This is a genomic window from Candidatus Methylomirabilota bacterium, from assembly GCA_036002485.1.
GTDB lineage: Bacteria > Methylomirabilota > Methylomirabilia > Rokubacteriales > CSP1-6 > AR37.
On sequence record DASYTI010000054.1, the window covers coordinates 1 to 15513 of the forward strand.

General features: G+C 67.3%; 13 protein-coding genes. 10 read left to right on the forward strand and 3 right to left on the reverse strand.

What is annotated here, in order from left to right:
* A partial coding sequence (locus VGT00_06045) for an ATP-binding cassette domain-containing protein (GenBank protein ID HEV8530957.1) occupies positions 1–2495 on the forward strand: 2495 nt, incomplete at its 5' end.
* Positions 2496–2718: 223 nt separating this feature from the next.
* Positions 2719–4125, forward strand: coding sequence for a TonB-dependent receptor (locus tag VGT00_06050; protein ID HEV8530958.1), 1407 nt, complete (start codon positions 2719–2721; stop codon positions 4123–4125).
* Between the two features lie 222 nt (positions 4126–4347).
* Here VGT00_06050 and VGT00_06055 read toward each other — a convergent pair whose 3' ends face one another.
* The 3 genes from VGT00_06055 to VGT00_06065 are packed head-to-tail and all read right to left on the reverse strand — an operon-like array spanning position 4348 to position 7531.
* Positions 4348–5346: a DUF4124 domain-containing protein gene (locus VGT00_06055; protein HEV8530959.1), complete on the reverse strand. Its 999-nt coding sequence runs from the start codon at positions 5344–5346 to the stop codon at positions 4348–4350.
* On the reverse strand, positions 5343–6419 hold the full coding sequence (locus tag VGT00_06060) for a hypothetical protein (GenBank protein ID HEV8530960.1): 1077 nt from the start codon (positions 6417–6419) through the stop codon (positions 5343–5345). The genes VGT00_06055 and VGT00_06060 overlap by 4 nt, the downstream gene beginning before the upstream one ends.
* A complete protein-coding gene (locus VGT00_06065) occupies positions 6416–7531 on the reverse strand; it encodes a tetratricopeptide repeat protein (GenBank protein ID HEV8530961.1) in 1116 nt (371 codons plus the stop codon). The genes VGT00_06060 and VGT00_06065 overlap by 4 nt, the downstream gene beginning before the upstream one ends.
* 323 nt (positions 7532–7854) lie before the next feature.
* Here VGT00_06065 and VGT00_06070 point away from each other — a divergent pair, with 323 nt between their 5' ends.
* From VGT00_06070 to VGT00_06105, 8 genes are all read left to right on the forward strand, one after another.
* Complete coding sequence (locus VGT00_06070) at positions 7855–8916, forward strand: YjgN family protein (GenBank protein ID HEV8530962.1); 1062 nt, start codon at positions 7855–7857, stop codon at positions 8914–8916.
* 17 nt (positions 8917–8933) lie between these two features.
* Entirely contained in the window at positions 8934–10070 is a 1137-nt protein-coding gene (locus tag VGT00_06075; protein ID HEV8530963.1) for a M48 family metallopeptidase, read from the forward strand.
* A 230-nt stretch (positions 10071–10300) separates the two neighbouring features.
* Positions 10301–12529 carry a selenide, water dikinase SelD gene (gene selD, locus VGT00_06080; protein HEV8530964.1) on the forward strand — a complete coding sequence of 743 codons (2229 nt, stop codon included), beginning with the start codon at positions 10301–10303 and terminating at the stop codon, positions 12527–12529.
* 73 nt (positions 12530–12602) lie between these two features.
* Positions 12603–12893, forward strand: a complete 291-nt coding sequence (locus VGT00_06085) for a DUF2277 domain-containing protein (GenBank protein ID HEV8530965.1) — start codon at positions 12603–12605, stop codon at positions 12891–12893.
* A gap of 70 nt (positions 12894–12963) precedes the next feature.
* The gene (locus tag VGT00_06090) at positions 12964–13767 is read left to right on the forward strand and encodes a carbon-nitrogen hydrolase family protein (protein HEV8530966.1); all 804 of its coding nucleotides are present in this window, start codon (positions 12964–12966) and stop codon (positions 13765–13767) included.
* Positions 13768–13857: 90 nt separating this feature from the next.
* Entirely contained in the window at positions 13858–14571 is a 714-nt protein-coding gene (locus VGT00_06095; GenBank protein ID HEV8530967.1) for an ABC transporter substrate-binding protein, read from the forward strand.
* A 75-nt stretch (positions 14572–14646) separates the two neighbouring features.
* The gene (locus tag VGT00_06100) at positions 14647–15021 is read left to right on the forward strand and encodes a group 1 truncated hemoglobin (GenBank protein ID HEV8530968.1); all 375 of its coding nucleotides are present in this window, start codon (positions 14647–14649) and stop codon (positions 15019–15021) included.
* Between the two features lie 174 nt (positions 15022–15195).
* The gene (locus VGT00_06105) at positions 15196–15375 is read left to right on the forward strand and encodes a hypothetical protein (protein HEV8530969.1); all 180 of its coding nucleotides are present in this window, start codon (positions 15196–15198) and stop codon (positions 15373–15375) included.
* Positions 15376–15513 lie beyond the last annotated feature (138 nt).

Genomic DNA, 15513 nt, shown 5'->3' on the forward strand with positions numbered 1-15513 from the left:
TCGGCATCGTGGGCACGAGCGGCGCGGGCAAGTCCACCGTGGCCCGCCTCCTCCTCCGCTTCTACGATCCGGAGCGCGGCCGCGTCATGATCGGCGGCCACGACATCCGCGATCTCACCCTCGATCAGCTCCGCGGCCTCATCGCGGTGGTCAGCCAGGACACCTATCTCTTCCACGGAACCGTGGAGCAGAACCTCCGCATGGGCAAGCCCGACGCCACCCCGGCCGAGCTCCAGGCCGCGGCCCGCGCCGCCAACGCCGAGGAGTTCATCGTGCGCTTGCCCCAGGGCTACGACACCGTCGTGGGTGAGCGGGGCGTGCGGCTCTCGGGAGGCCAGCGCCAGCGCGTCGCCATCGCGCGCGCCCTCCTGCGCGATGCGCCCATCCTCATCCTGGACGAGGCCCTCTCCGCCGTCGACGCCGAGAGCGAAGCGGTGATCCAGGAGGCTCTCGACCGGCTCATGGAGGGGCGCACCACCCTGATCTTCGCCCACCGGCTCTCGAGCGTCATCGGGGCCGATCGCATTCTCGTCCTCGACGAGGGCCGCATCGTGGAGAGCGGCAGCCATGCCGAGCTCATGGGGCGTGCCGGCACCTATCACCGGCTCATGGCCGCGCAGGCGCAGGACGGGGCCGGCCGCGCCGAGCCGCTCGTCGCGCTGGACACGGCGTCGGGGCCGGCCGCGGGCGAGGATGAATCATCGGCCCTGGCGGACTTCGAGCCGACGGATGCGATTCTGCGCGCGCAGGGCATGGGCTGGGGGCAGCTCATCCGCGTTCTGCTCGGCATGGTCGCGGGCTACCGCGCCCGGCTCATCACGACCTTCGTGCTTGGCGTGTCGCGCGTGATCGCGCTGATCGGGGTGGGCGTGCTGAGCGCGCTCATCGTGCGCGCGGTGAAAAACGGCGCGCCGTTCGGCGGACTGCTGATCGCGCTGGCCCTTGCCGCGCCGCTGGCCGGCGTCCTGCACTGGCTCGAATCGTGGCTCGCCCATGACATGGCCTATCGCCTGCTCGCCGACATGCGCCTCGACATGTTCCGCAAGCTCGACGCGCTGGCCCCGGCCTATCTCACGCGGCGGCGCACGGGGGATCTGGTGGGCGTGGCCACCCATGACGTGGAGCTGATCGAGTACTTCTTCGCCCACACGATCACGCCCGCCTTCGTGGCCGTGCTCGTGCCCGTGGGCGTCCTCGTGGTGCTGGCGGGCTTCGGCTGGCCCCTGGCCCTGGCCCTGCTGCCCTTCCTGGCCTGGGCCGCCCTCACGCCCGTGCTCGGGCGCTCGCGCATCGACCGGCTCGGATCCCGCGCGCGCGAAGTCTCCGGCGATCTCACCGCGCACGCCGTGGATTCGGTCCAGGGGCTCGGCGAGATCGTCGCCTTCCGGCAGGTGCGCGCGCGCGGCGAGGAGTTTGCCGCCAAGGCGCGGGAGTATTTCCGCGTGCGCATGCCTTTCCTCCACGACCTGACCCTGCAGACCTCGCTGCAGGAGATCGCGACGGGGATCGGCGGGCTCGCCGTCGTCGTGGTGGGGGCGGCGCTGGCCGCGGGGGGCCGACTCGACGCGGCCATTCTGCCGTTGCTTACGCTTCTGGCGATGTCCGCCTTCATTCCCGTGTGGGAGATCGCCCAGGTGGGCCGCCAGCTCGCCGACACGCTGGGCGCCGCGCGGCGGGTGCACGCGGTGCATGCCGAGCGAGTGCTGGTGGCGGACGGCGCCGGTGTGGACGGCGCGATTCCTGGCGGGCCAGCCCTCGAGATGTCACAGGTCACCTTCACCTATCCCGGCCGCCGGCGCCCCGCGCTCACCGAGGTGTCGTTTGCCGTCCCGCGCGGGAGCACGGTGGCGCTCGTGGGCCCCTCCGGCGCCGGCAAGACCACCATCGCCAGTCTCTTCCTCAGGTTCTGGGATCCCGACGTGGGCTCGGTCCGGCTGGACGGTCACGATCTGAGAGAGTTCGGACTCGACGAGCTGCGCCGCCGGGTGGCCCTGGTGGCGCAGGACACCTATCTCTTCAACGACACGCTGCGGAACAATATCCTGCTCGCCCGTCCGGAGGCGTCCGAGACAGAGGTGACGGCGGCCGTGGAGCAGGCCGCCCTCACCGACTTCATGGCCTCGCTGCCCGATGGCCTCGCCACGATCGTGGGCGAGCGCGGCGCCCAGCTCTCCGGCGGTCAGCGTCAGCGCGTGGCCATCGCCCGCGCCTTTCTCAAGGACGCGCCCGTCTTGATCCTCGACGAGGCGACCTCGCACCTGGACGCGGTCAGCGAGCAGGCGGTGCGCGGGGCGCTCGACCTCCTGGCTCGCAACCGCACGACCCTGGTCATCGCGCACCGCCTCTCCACGGTGCGCAACGCCGACCGCATCATCGTGCTGGAGGACGGGCAGGTGGCAGAGATCGGCGCCCATCGCGATCTTCTCGCCAAGGGCGGCCTCTACGCGCATCTCGTCTCCCGCCAGCTCGCGAGCGCCTCCGGCGTCTCCGCCTGACACCTCTCCCCCTCATTTACTCAGCTTTCGCCTCGCCGCTCGAGGCGAGCGTCTCATCTCGAACGGCGGCCCTCTCCCCCGAGGCGGGGGAGAGGGATAGAAACAAGGGCATGCGGCTCTCTCTTCACATCCCTCTCCCCCATCGGGGGAGAGGGCAGGGTGAGGGGGCAGCTGCGCACGGGCCCGATTGCAATCGCTGGGCGGGTCGCCCACAATTCCCGTCATGGCGGGCACGCACACCACGACCGAGCAGAAGGCGCTCGAGCTCAATCTCGATCGGGCCAAGTACGGCACCATCGCCGAGATCGGGGCGGGGCAGGAGGTGGCGGGCTGGCTCTTCCACGTGGGCGGCGCCGCCGGCACCATCGCCAAGACCATCTCCGCCTACGACATGGCAGTCAGCGATGCCCTCTACGGCCCCACCAAGCGCTATGTCAGCCGCGAGCGGCTCGAGTCCATGCTCGCGCGCGAGTTCGACCTGCTCGTGCAGACGCTCGGGCCCGGCCGTGGCGCCACCACCGCCTTCTTCGCCTTCGCCGACACCGTGGCCACGCGCAGCTTCAAGCACCACGACGACGGCCGCGGCTGGGTCGGCATCCGCTTCCAGCATCAGCCCCTGGCCGAGCCGTCCGAGGCCATCGTCTACGTCACCCTGCACGACCGCACCGCCATCGCCCAGCAGGAGGCGCTCGGCGTCCTCGGCATCAACCTGATCCACGGGGCGCTCTTCCGCCATGGCGATCCCGCCGGGCTCATCGGCGCGCTCCTGGACGAGCTCTCGCGCGAGCGCCTCGACGTGGACATGATCAAGCTCTCCGGGCCCGCCTTCCTCGGCGTGGACAACCGGCTGATGAGCCTGCAGCTCGTCGAGCAGGATCTTACGGACGCCGCCATGTTCACGGCGGCAGGGGAAGTCGTCCAGCCCTCCGAGGTGCTCTACAAGAAGCCCATCCTGATCGAGCGCGGCAGCTTCCGGCCCATCACCAAGCTCACCCTCGACCTGGTCGAGCGCGCGCGGGCACGCTTCCTGCGAGAGACGAGCGTGTCGGGCCAGGAGCCGGTGGTCCTCATGGAGATGACGCTCCGCAATCTGACCTCGCCGTCAGGGATCGACCACGCCGATTTTCTCGCGCGGGCGGATATCCTGGGCGCTCTCGGTCTCAACGTGCTGATCTCGCGCTTCGAGCAGTACTACCACGTGTCCGAGTACCTCACCCGCTTCACCGATCAGATGATCGGCATCGCCGTCGGCATGCCGAGCGTGCAGGAGATCTCCCAGGACAAGTACTACACCGATCTGGGCGGCGGGCTCCTCGAGGCGGCGGGGCGGCTCTTCAAGCGCTCGGTCAAGATGTACGTTTACCCGACGCAGGATCCGTCCACGGGCCAGCTCGTCACGGTGACGAGCGGGGGGACGCCGCCCCTCTGGCGTCACCTGCGCGAGCTTCTTCTCGAGAGCGGCCGGCTCGAGGCCATCGAGGAGTTCGACGCGAGCTCGCTGTCGATTTACCCTCCGGACGTGCTGGCGCGCATCCAGAAGGGCGATCCCTCTTGGGAAACCATGGTGCCGGCACCGGCGGCCGAGGCCATCAAGGCCAAGCGCCTCTTCGGCTACACGCCGCCTCGCTAGATGTCGCTAGGGGTCAGGTCTCACAAAACGACATTTGTCGGACGCTCCCTCCCGGTCCGTAACACAGAACGCAGCTTGACTCAGGCGGTGGTGTGCCACATTCTTCCGCCACCGACCGCGGACCTCGACCGCTCCGGGTGCCGAGGAGAGGGAATGTTACGACTGAGCTGTTGTGACCAACGGGCCGTGCTGGACTGCCTGCGGACGACGATCCTGCCACCGCTACCGAGTCTTCCTGTTCCCGGCCGTGACGATGCCTGGGCGTTCTCGCGGCCCGGATGGCTCGAGGGAGGCAAGAAAGGCCGCGCGCACGACCTGAGTGAACCAGCGGCCGGAGGGTGCCTCGAGAAAGGTGACATAGCGACCGAGCTCAGCGTCGCTCAGGTCACGATACGTGAACAGGAGCGAGGTCATGATACGCAGCCGGTAACCTTCGTCGATGGCGGGACCAGCCGCCTGCCCATCCAGGCCGAGCCGGCCTAGGAGGCTGGGCGGGACCAGAGGCGTCATGATTCTTCGAAGCGCGGCCACGGCCGCCACCGCCACGGTGGCCGAGCTGTCCGTGACCTCGCCCGCGCGTTCGAGGCGATGAATCAAGGCGAGACGAGTCGGGGTCGGCGGGGTAGAGGGAAGCCGATTGACGAAGGCGGTCAGCTCGTCAAGCTGGTCAGGCCTCGAGGAGGCGCCCTCGAGAGCGACGATGCGCTGGGAGAGCGGGCTGCGAAGCCAGCTCAGAAGTATGGCAGCCTGAGGTTGGCCGAGGTGTCGGGTCAAGGATTGGTGCATGTTGCGCCGGAGCATGTCGGCGTTGAACCGTTGCGCCACCAGGCTGGCGGCCCCCGGTGGCGGCTGGACCCCCAAGCTCATCCACCTTTCGAATTCACCTTGGATGATTGCCGCCACCTGCGCGACCTGCACGTCAATACCGGACAGGCGCATCACTTCCACCGTGACGCTTTCCAATCGAGCTGGGCCAGTGCCTTCCAAGACCTTGGGGACGTCTGGGGCCTCGGCGGGCAGAGATCTCTGCGGCTTCGAGTCGGCAGCCGGTCCGACGTGCTGCGGGTTCACCTGGCCTTGATGGGCCTCGAACCGGTACACGTTGTCGCTGTAGTTGATGACCCCGTCACTGTCGACCCACCGATAGATTGCCGCCGAACCTGGATCCGGCGCACTGAGCACGACGAGCAGGGCTAGGGCCAAGACCGAGGGGCGTGTCACCGACTGCCTCGTGCCTGGGAGACGGGGAGGACCAGCCGGTCGAGCGCCGCGGCCCGCTCGAACTGCCGGGCCTCTCGCAAAGAGGCCACCACCTCTTTGAGAAGCGCCCGATCGTTTGGATGGTACCGGGCGTAGCTGGCGGTGTGGGCGGCGGCTTCAGCCCAGCGTTGGTCCCGGAGCAGCATCGCGATGAGCCGCTTGCGGGGCGCGGCGGCCGACGGCGCCGCGGCGACCAGCGGCTCCATTTCGTGGTCGAAGTCGAGGCGCATACTCTCCACCCATGGCAGCCCGAAGAACCCCGGACGGATCCGCACACGAACCGGCTGACCCTCGTTCAGGAGCGTCGGGACGACCAGGTCGCGCTCGGGAAAAATAACCACGCGCTTCAGCCGCTCCGGGGCCTCCCACGAGCGTACATCCGCCCACCACAAGCCCGTCCCCGACGCACCCCACAAGCGGATGATCTCGCTCGGATGCTCGGTGGCGTCGGCCCGGTCGAGCGTTCCGTTGAAGGTGAGGATCATGGCCAGCGCGCAATAGAGCCCGGTGACGACAACGACGGCCCGATCCCCGACAGTCACCACTCGCTCGACGAGGCGCCAACGCGCGACGGCCCAATCGAGGACACGCATGACCCGGACAGCGATCAACCCGGTGAGGCCGAGCACAAACAGGCCGAAGAGCGCTTGCCCGGACAGCCGCCCAAGAATGGTGAGCCACGTCTTGAGCACCGGCATCCCGACGATCACGGATGCGATGAGTCCCAGCACCGGAGCGAAGACGTTCAGGATCATGAGGTTGAGAACCACGAGGGGCGCAAACCGCGCCGCGATCTCGAGCATGTGTGCGGCCACCGACGACGGCGTCGCGTTTGACACCCGGCGCACCAGCAGCGCGGCATCCAAGACCAGCAGGCCCATCCCGACCAAGACGGCCAGGGCAAGGTAGCGGTTCGAGGCCCGGTATGTCCCCGCCACCATGGCGAACCAGAACGTCAGGACGCAGAGCAGGAACATGGAGAGCACGCGCAGACGCAGGAGCCGCCGCGCCGCCCGATCGACCGCGCCGCTCATGGCCCTTCTCCGCGGCGCCCCCGCAGGGCCCGTGCGCGCTGGGCATGTTGCCGGGCCCCGGCATCATCACCCAGCAGGGCCAGGGCCTTGGCCAGCCGCACATGGGCCTCCGCGTTGCTGCCGTCGAGCGCGATGACCTGCTGCATGCGCGTGGCCATGCCGAGGGGATCACCGAGCCTGGTGACGAGGATGCGCTCGAGGTCGCGCAGGTAGAACGGGTCGGTGGGCGCGGCCTCGAAGGCCCTGGTGATCATCTGATATTGCAGGAGGGGGTCGCCCAGCTTGTCCGCCTCCACGGCGAGCCAGCGCAGGGCTTCCGCGTGACGAGGATCCGCGACGATGGCCTGCCCCATCGCGCGCCGCGCCGCCTCGTACTCTCCGCGCTTGTCGTGCACGATCCCGAGCGTGAGATAGGCATCGGCGGAGCGATCACCCGCGGCGATGGCTTCCTGCGCGTAGCGCATGGCGGTCAGACCCTGGCGCTCATCAAAGATGCGGAGATAGCGGTGCAGGTGTGCGAGCAGACAGAGGGGTCGCTGCCCTGGCGGCCGCTCCCGGAGCTCACCGGCCAGCTCCATGATGCGGTAGAGGATGGTGTCGCGCCCTCCAGCGGAGTTGGCGCGAAGCGCGCGATTGAGGCTCTGGATCGCCGAGCCGGTGTCGCCTGTGCGCGCCAGGGCGACGGCACCCAAATAGAGGGCGTCCACGTGGTCAGGGTGCCGGTGAAGGACCGCCGCGAATGTCTTGACGGCCTCGCTCGGCTTCCCTCGCTCGAGCGCGAGCTCGGCAAGCGTGATCTGGGGTTCGAGGGCAGAAGGCACGAGGGCCAGCGTGGTCCGTGCCCGGCGCTCCGCCTCGTCTACCTCGCCTATCCGGAAGGCCCAGTAGCCGGCAGGATCGTACAGATACGGCAGGGACAGCTGGCCCTTCAAGCCTGCACGATAGGCGCGAGCGGCGTCCCGATAGTTCCCGGCCAGATAGTGCGCCAACGCGCGAGGGCCCGTGCGGGAGACCTGGAAGAGCTCTGAGCTGAGCTGGCTCAGGTGCCAGTAGGCGACGAGCCAGAGGAGCATCAGGACGGCGGCGACTATGACGGTGGGGCGAATCCGCATCGGGGACGGGCGTGAGCTGGCGGACCGGTCCACGGTGGGTGGCGCTGCACACGCTGTGCCATGCGCGAACCCGCCCAAGCGGGGCCTTCCACTCGTTTTGGCGTTGCTCGCGCGTCACCGCGGTGACGAATTACGACGATGCGCCCCCCAAGATTGACACCTTGACATGCCTCAGAACGCATCATGCGACGGTGACGGGCGGCGAAAGTTTGACTTGAGCGAGAGGCGTTGACCATAGTGGCTCCATGGAGAGCGACATCCCGCGACCAGATGACGGGTCGTCGTTCTTCAGAAAACCCTCGGCGGGGGCGGCGGTATCCCCGATGGGTAGCGCGGTCGATCCACGCAGTCCATTCGACTCTCCTCGCCCACCGGCGTCACCACCGGCGCCACCCTCATCGCTACCTCGCACGCCCTCACGAATCGCAGAATCATCCAGTACGCCGGCGGTCCGGCAGCCGAGCTTCCGCGGGGAGGCCGGGACGCTTTTCGGGATCCACATCGTCAACGTGCTCTTCACCCTCGGCACCCTAGGCCTCTACTACTTCTGGGCCAAGACGCGGACACGGCGGTTCCTCTTCAGCCAGACCGAGTTTGCCGGCGACCGATTCGCCTATCACGGTACCGGCCGAGAGCTCTTGATCGGGACGGTGAAGGCCCTCCTGGTCTTCGGCGTGCCCCTGCTGGCGCTGCATGTGATTCGGGAGCGGATCGAGGTCCCCACCGCCGTCAAGATTGCCGTCGGACTCGTATCCTCGGCGGTGGGCTTCAGCTTCGTACCCGTGGCGATCGTGGGCGCTCGCCGCTATCGGCTCAGCCGAACGTCCTGGCGGGGCGTTCGCTTCTCCTTCCATGGGCGGACGTGGCCGCTGATGAAGATCTTCATCCGCGGCACCCTGCTCAGCTTCGTGACGTTCGGCTTTTACTATCCCGTCTTCCTCGTGCGCCGACATGCGTTCCTGGTCTCGCAGAGCTATTTCGGCACTGAACGCTTCGATTTTTCCGGGCAGGGCCGTGATCTAATGGAGCACTTCGTGCGGGCTGTCCTCCTGACGCCCTTTACGCTCGGCCTGTATTGGTTCTGGTGGACAGCACGCAAGCGCCGCTATCTCTGGGAGCACACGCGCTTCGGCGAGGCGCGCTTCCGCTCGACTGTGACGGGCGGCGCGCTGCTCAGGCTTCACGCGCTCAACGCGCTGATCCTCGTCGGCACCCTGGGCCTCGCCTGGCCGTGGGTCAAGGTTCGCAACATTCACTTCGCCTACCGATACCTGAGCCTCCTCGGCCCACTGGATCTCGAGCGGATCCAGCAGCAGGCTCAGTTCCCGTCGGCGACGGGCGAGGCGCTGGCCGGTTTCTTCGACTCCGGCTTCGATCTCGCCTGACCCAGCCCGGGCTTCCGATGCCAACTGATTGGCCGGCTGCCTATCTCGACGGAGAGACCGCCATCCGTCACCGGGCCATCGTGCGTCTGATGCGCGAAGGTCTCGAAGTCACGCCCGCCGGTGGGCGGACGCGGCTCTGGCCCTATGCCCAGGTCCGGCAAACCCAGGGTGCCTACGCAGGCGAGGAAGTTCGGCTCGAGCACGGGGGGCAGATGCCGGAAGTATTGGTCGTGCGGGACCTGCGCTTTCTCCAGAGCCTCCACGAGCTGGCGCCTGAATTCTCGAGGCGGTTCCACAATCCCGCGCGCCGGGGCCGACGGCTGCAACTGACGGCTGTGGCGGCCGGCGCCGTCATCGGGCTCAGCGCGATGATGTATCTCTGGGGCATACCGCTCCTGGCCGCCCAGGTGGCTCTGCGGGTGCCCGTCGCCTGGGAGGAGCAGCTCGGCAAAGGTGTCGTCGACCATGTGGCGTCGCCGGCAAGGCGCTGCCGGGATCCACAGCTGGTGGCGGCCATCGACACGATCCTCGGCCGGCTCACGGCCGCGGCGCCCCGCTCGCCCTACACGCTCCGTGTCTACGTCGTGGACATGCCGATCGTCAATGCCTTTGCGGCCCCGAGCGGATCCGTCGTCATATTCCGGGGCCTGTTGCAGCGTACTGACTCGCCCGAGCAACTTGCGGGCGTCTTGGCTCACGAGCTCCAGCACGTGCTCCAGCGCCACTCGACCCGGGCCATCGTCCAGCACGCATCGTCGGGCCTGCTCATCGCCGCGCTCACGGGCGATGTCACGGGTCCACTGGCCTACGGTCTGGAGGCCGCGCGGGTGCTGGGCCATTTCCGCTACAGCCGCGAGGCGGAAACAGAGGCGGACACGGAGGGCTTGAAGATGCTGCTGGCCGCCCGCGTGGATCCGGCCGGCATGATCGCCTTCTTCGAACCGCCCAAAGACACGGCCGACAAGCACGAGGAATCCGCTGCGGACAAGTACCTTTCCAGCCATCCGAGCGATCGCGACCGGAAAGCGACCCTGACCGCCCTCGTCAGTAGACACCCGACGCAGTCCGTCACGCTGCTTCCAGGGGAGAATTGGAGGGAGCTTCGTTACGCCTGCGGCGCCCCAGGGACGTCGCTACAGGAATCTCCACGGTAGGCTCGCAGTATCGCGGGTCTTTCTTTGTCCTCCGGTCGGGACGCGGGACCAGGGCATGAGCCCTCCACTCATGGGGCGTCGTCAGTCCCTCGTCGGACGGAGTATCGACGCCGGCCCTTCCTCTACCGGAACAGCGCTCTGGCGTCGATACGTATTTATGCGTACGTGTCGAAGGGCCGCGCCGGTGGGCGTGGAGCGCAAATGTTACGATTGGCCGGATGAATCCCTCGGTGGCGATCCGGCACGATCTCGTCCTGGTGGGCGGCGGGCACACGCACATCCAGGTGCTCCGCGCCTGGGCCATGGATCCCGCGCCCGGCGTGCGCCTCACCGTGGTGGTGGACCGGCCCGTGGCGGTGTACTCGGGCATGGTGCCAGGCTTCGTGGCGGGTCAGTATCGCCAGGACGAGCTCGAGATCGACGTGAGGCCGCTGGCCATGCGGGCCGGAGCGCGCTTCATCGTCGCCGCGGCCACGGGCCTCGAACCTTCTCAATGCCGCGTCAACCTCGAAGGCCGACCACCGATTGCCTATGACACGATTTCCTTCGACGTCGGCTCGACCATCGCGGGCCTGGACAGACCCGGAATTGGCGAGCACGCAATCCCCACGCGGCCCATCGGGGCCTTCGTGCGCTCGGCCGACTCCATCGTCGAGCGCGCGCGCGCCCGACCGGGCTTCAAGCTCGTGGTGGTGGGCGCGGGGGCCGGGGGCGTCGAGGTGGCCTTCGCCTTCCGCGCGCGCTTCGAGCGTGAGGGCATTGGTGGCGCGTCGGTATCGCTGCTCGAGGCGGGTCCGACGGTGCTGCCAGGCTATCCGGGCGCCGCGGTGCGTGGAATCGAGCTCAATGCCCGCGCGCGCGGGATCGAGCTGCGCTGCGGGGTCTCGGTGGCGCGAGCGAGCCCGGATCACGTGGAGCTGGAGGGCGGCGAGATCGTCCCCGCGGACGCGCTCGTCTGGGTGACGGGCGCGGCGAGCCTGCCCATCTTCGACGGGGCCGGGCTCGAGCGAGATCCTGCGGGCTTCGTGTGCGTGAGGGCGACGCTGCAGGCCGTCGGGCACGACGAGATCTTCGCGGTCGGCGACTGTGCGAGCCTGCTGACCGATCCCAACCTGCCCAAGGCCGGCGTCTATGCGGTGCGCCAGGGGCCGACACTCATCGCCAACCTGCGCGCGCGCGTCATGGGCGGGTCGATGCGCCGCTACCGGCCGCAGCGGGATTTTCTGTCGCTGCTCAACCTGGGCGACGGCCGGGCGCTGGCGTCCAAGTGGGGAATTGCGCTCGAGGGCGACTGGGCCTTCACCCTCAAGGACTGGATCGACCGGCGCTTCGTCCGGCGCTTCCAGGTGCTGGATCAGGGCGGCCAGCTTCAGCCCGAGTTCGCGCGGGCGCCCGCCATGGCGCAGGACATGCTCTGCGGCGGGTGCGCGGCCAAGGTAGGCGAGTCGGTGCTCACCCGCGCGCTCGACCGGCTGGGCGCGGTGAGCGATCCCGATGTCGTGCTCGGGCTGGCCGTGCCCGACGACGCGGCGGCGGTGGCGACGGCGCGTGGCGAGATCATCGTGTCGAGCGTGGATGCCTTCCGTGCCTTCACCGACGATCCCTACCTGGTCGGACGCGTGGCCGCCGTCAACGCGGCGAGCGATCTCTGGGCCAAGGGCGCGGCACCCCGCTTCGCCCTGGCCTGGGTGCAGGTGCCCGACGTCGAGCCGGCGCGCGCCGAGGAGACGCTCTATCAGGCGCTGGCCGGCGCCCGCGCGGTCTTCGACGCGGAAGGCATCACGCTGGTCGGCGGCCACACGACCAATGGCGATGATCTCTCGGTGGGCTTCGCCGTCTTCGGCACGGCCGCCTCCGCGGATGCGCTCTTAAGGATCGGCGGCCTCTCCGCGGGCGACAAACTCATCCTGACCAAGCCGCTCGGCACGGGCGTGCTCTTCTTCGCCGACATGCGTGGCTGGGCGCGGGGCGAGTGGATGGAGGCGGCTGTTGCTTCCATGGCGCGGAGCAATGCCGCCGCCTCCCGCGTGGCCGTGCAGATGGGGGCCAGCGCGTGCACCGACATCAGCGGCTTCGGACTCGCCGGCCATCTGGGCGAGATGCTGAGGGCGAGCAAGGCCGGCGCGACGATCGATCTCCGCGCGCTGCCCCATCTCCCCGGCGCCGCCACGCTCCTGCGGCGCGGCCACCGCAGCACCTTCCATCCCGAGAACGCGCGCGCCCGCCGCGCCATCCGCGTCGAGCACGACGCCGACGTGCCCCTGCTCGACCTGATCTTCGATCCCCAGACCTCGGGCGGTCTCCTCTTCGGCGTGTCTGCCGATCGCGCGGCGGCTGCGGTCACCGCGCTCCATGCTGCCGGCGATGCCCACGCGGTGGTGATCGGCGACGTGACGCCTCCAAGCGCCGACGGCGCGCTCTTCGAAGTGGTGACTGGACCGCGGGTACAGATGCGCTAGACTGCGGGATATGCAATAGATCGTGGCGCTTCAGGGCCGTCTAATTCTAGCTAGGTGGTCAGGAGAACCTGGCATGTGCCGAAGCATCAAAACACTGCACAATTTCAAGCCGCCGGCGACGGACGAGGAGATCCGGGCATCTTCCCTACAGTTCGTCCGAAAATTGAGCGGCTTCGCAAAGCCGTCCAAAGCTAACGAATCCGCTTTCACCCGAGCGGTGGACGAGGTGGCGCAGGCAGCACGGGTGCTCCTCCACGCTCTCGTTACGAACGCTCCGCCTCGCGATCGAGAAGTTGAAGCGTCGAAGGCCCGCGCCAAGGGGATGGACCGTTTTCGCTCTCACGATACGAGACGAGCCATCTGACCAGCGTTGGAGCGGACCGGCGCACCAGCCAAATTACACCAATCGAATCCGTTCGCAGCGGAGGTCGTCCATGATCATTGCCCTGGCCTCGCCTCGTGTCGCCTCATCCCTTGATGATGGCCTGGACAAGATCAAGCGGCTCCTATCCGAAGCTTCGGCCCAGGGCGCGGAGATCGTGTGTTTCCCGGAAGCCTATCTCCCAGGATTGCGGGGACAGGATTTTGAAGTCTTACCCTTTGATCAGACGCACCAGGAACGGGTACTCCAGACCGTGGCGCAGTGGGCGCGAACGTATGCGGTGACCACGATCCTAGGGATGGAAAGACTCACAGAGGCGGGCCGGCAGATTGTCGCCGTTGTCATTGACGCCGGGGGCCAGATTCAGGGATGCCAAACTAAGAACCAGCTGGCCCCGAGCGAAGATCAGTTCTATGTGCCCGGGAATACCCGGCGACTCTTCGAGGTCAAGGGGACTAAGTTTGGCGTGGCAATTTGCCATGAGGGCTGGCGCTATCCCGAGACGGTGCGATGGGCGGCCGTGCGGGGCGCCAAGGTCGTCTTTCATCCTCACCAGACGGGAAGTGATCGAGAGGGTGTCCGTCTGACGCAGTGGGGCGCGGCCAGTAGCCCTTACTACGAGAAGGCGATGATGATGCGCAGCATCGAGAACACGATCTACTTTGCCAGTGTCAACTATGCTTTGCGCTTCCAGGAATCGGCGACATGTCTCATCGACCCGTCGGGCCAGTGCCAAGCCTACCTGCCTTATGCTCAGGAAGGCGTGCTGGTGCAGGCCATCAAAATCGAGGAAGCAACCGGGTTGCTCGCCGCTCGATACGCACCCGAGCGTTTCCAGGAATTCACGTTGGAGTGACCAACACCGCATGCAGCCGACGCCGCTCCGCGGGCGCTTCGCGGCGCGGCCGATGCTGACCGTACGCCGCACAAGTGGAGGGGCCAAATCGTGGCGACATGGCAGCGGCTCTCCGAGGGTGCCGTGGGAAGAATGCGTCAGGCGGACGTGATACATCTCAGCGCCCTTTTCGTTGCCCTCCTAGTTTTTGCTCTGCCGCTCGCCCCTGCGGCGCAGAAAATCCCGCGGCTCTGCTTCCTTACGTTCGATCCAGGTACGCCGCGGTCGAGCAGATTTGACCCGTTCTTCCAAGGCCTGCGCGACCTGGGCTATGTGGACGGGCAGACCATTACCATCGACTACCTCTCCGCGGCTGGCCGAGGCGAGCAGTTTCCCGCCCTCACGGCTGACTGCCTGCGACTCAAGGCGGACGTCATCGTTGTGACCACCACCCCGGCCGCTCAAGCCGCGAAGAAGGCAACTCGCACGATCCCGATCGTCATGCATCTGCTCGGCGACCCTGTGGCGACCGCTCAGCGTAACCGAGTGGTCCAACTCGCGGCCCAACACAGATTGCCAGGGATGTACGCTTACAGACCCATGGTCGATGCCGGCGGCCTGATGGCTTATGACGCATATACGTCTAGTCTCCAGGCGCGCACCGCCACCTACGTGGACAAGATCTTGAAAGGCGCGAAGCCGGCCGACCTCCCGATCGAGCAGCCGACCAAGCTTGAACTGATCATCAACCTGAAGACCGCGAAGGCACTCGGCCTCACGATCTCGCCCTCGCTCCTGCGACGAGCGGATCAAGTCATCGATTGACCAGTTCGAGGGGCTTGCGGAGGAAGCGCTGCCCCTCGAGGCCGAGCTCTCTTTGGAACATTGGAGGAGAAAACGATGAGCAACGAGAAGAAGACCCTTTACGAGCGGCTTGGTGGCTACGACGCGATCACGGCGGTGGCGAATGACCTGCTGCCCCGGCTCCAGGGCGATCCGCAGCTCGGCCGCTTCTGGGCACATCGCGGGGAGGACGGAGTCAAGCGCGAGAAGCAGCTCCTGATCGACTTCCTCTGCGCGAGCGCGGGCGGCCCGGTGTACTACCGCGGCCGGGACATGACGCTCTGCCATCGCGGCATGCGCATCAGCGAGAGCGACTGGAACGTGTTCCTCGGTCACGCCGCCGCGACCCTGGCGAAGTTCCAGGTGCCCGAGGCCGAACAGCGCGACGTGGTCGCGTTTGCCCAGAGTCTCAAGAAAGAGATCGTCGAATAGCGTCGCTTCCCGGCCCAGGTAGGCGGGGGTATAACCTCTTGAGGGTGTTCCAGCACCGCACGTGACAATCGGCACCAGTAAAGGCGGCGGAACATGGCGTTGCAGCGGACTCGCCGCCCGTTAGACGGCGTTTCAACCGATGAGTGCAATGTTGCTTCGTCCGCAGGCGATCCAATGAAGGCCTATGTCATGACGACGGGCGTGGTGTTTGGCGTGCTCACCTTGGCACATCTGTGGCGCATGATCGAGGAAAGGCAGATGGCGACGGAGCCTTGGTACGTTCTCATCACCGCCGCCGCAGGAGTTTTGTGTCTTTGGGCGTTGCGCCTCGTTTGGCGCTCAAGTCGGTCATGAAGGGTAAGAAGCCTTCAGAGTGTCTCGCACCTTAGATGGATATGCAGCGTCCTGTCACGACATCAAGCGTGCCGCCGCCGCTGACCCGCCACCCGTTATGCGGACTTGAAAGGATACGTGGAGTTCAGCCTCGACCTC

What these genes read in the sequence shown, in the direction of transcription:
- VGT00_06050 (HEV8530958.1), top strand. Translation starts at nt 2,719, where the DNA reads ATGGCGGGCACGCACACCACGACCGAGCAGAAGGCGCTCGAGCTCAAT.
- VGT00_06060 (HEV8530960.1), bottom strand. Translation starts at nt 6,419, where the DNA reads ATGAGCGGCGCGGTCGATCGGGCGGCGCGGCGGCTCCTGCGTCTGCGC.
- VGT00_06065 (HEV8530961.1), bottom strand. Translation starts at nt 7,531, where the DNA reads ATGCGGATTCGCCCCACCGTCATAGTCGCCGCCGTCCTGATGCTCCTC.
- VGT00_06070 (HEV8530962.1), top strand. Translation starts at nt 7,855, where the DNA reads ATGGGTAGCGCGGTCGATCCACGCAGTCCATTCGACTCTCCTCGCCCA.
- VGT00_06075 (HEV8530963.1), top strand. Translation starts at nt 8,934, where the DNA reads ATGCCAACTGATTGGCCGGCTGCCTATCTCGACGGAGAGACCGCCATC.
- VGT00_06085 (HEV8530965.1), top strand. Translation starts at nt 12,603, where the DNA reads ATGTGCCGAAGCATCAAAACACTGCACAATTTCAAGCCGCCGGCGACG.
- VGT00_06090 (HEV8530966.1), top strand. Translation starts at nt 12,964, where the DNA reads ATGATCATTGCCCTGGCCTCGCCTCGTGTCGCCTCATCCCTTGATGAT.
- VGT00_06100 (HEV8530968.1), top strand. Translation starts at nt 14,647, where the DNA reads ATGAGCAACGAGAAGAAGACCCTTTACGAGCGGCTTGGTGGCTACGAC.
- VGT00_06105 (HEV8530969.1), top strand. Translation starts at nt 15,196, where the DNA reads ATGAAGGCCTATGTCATGACGACGGGCGTGGTGTTTGGCGTGCTCACC.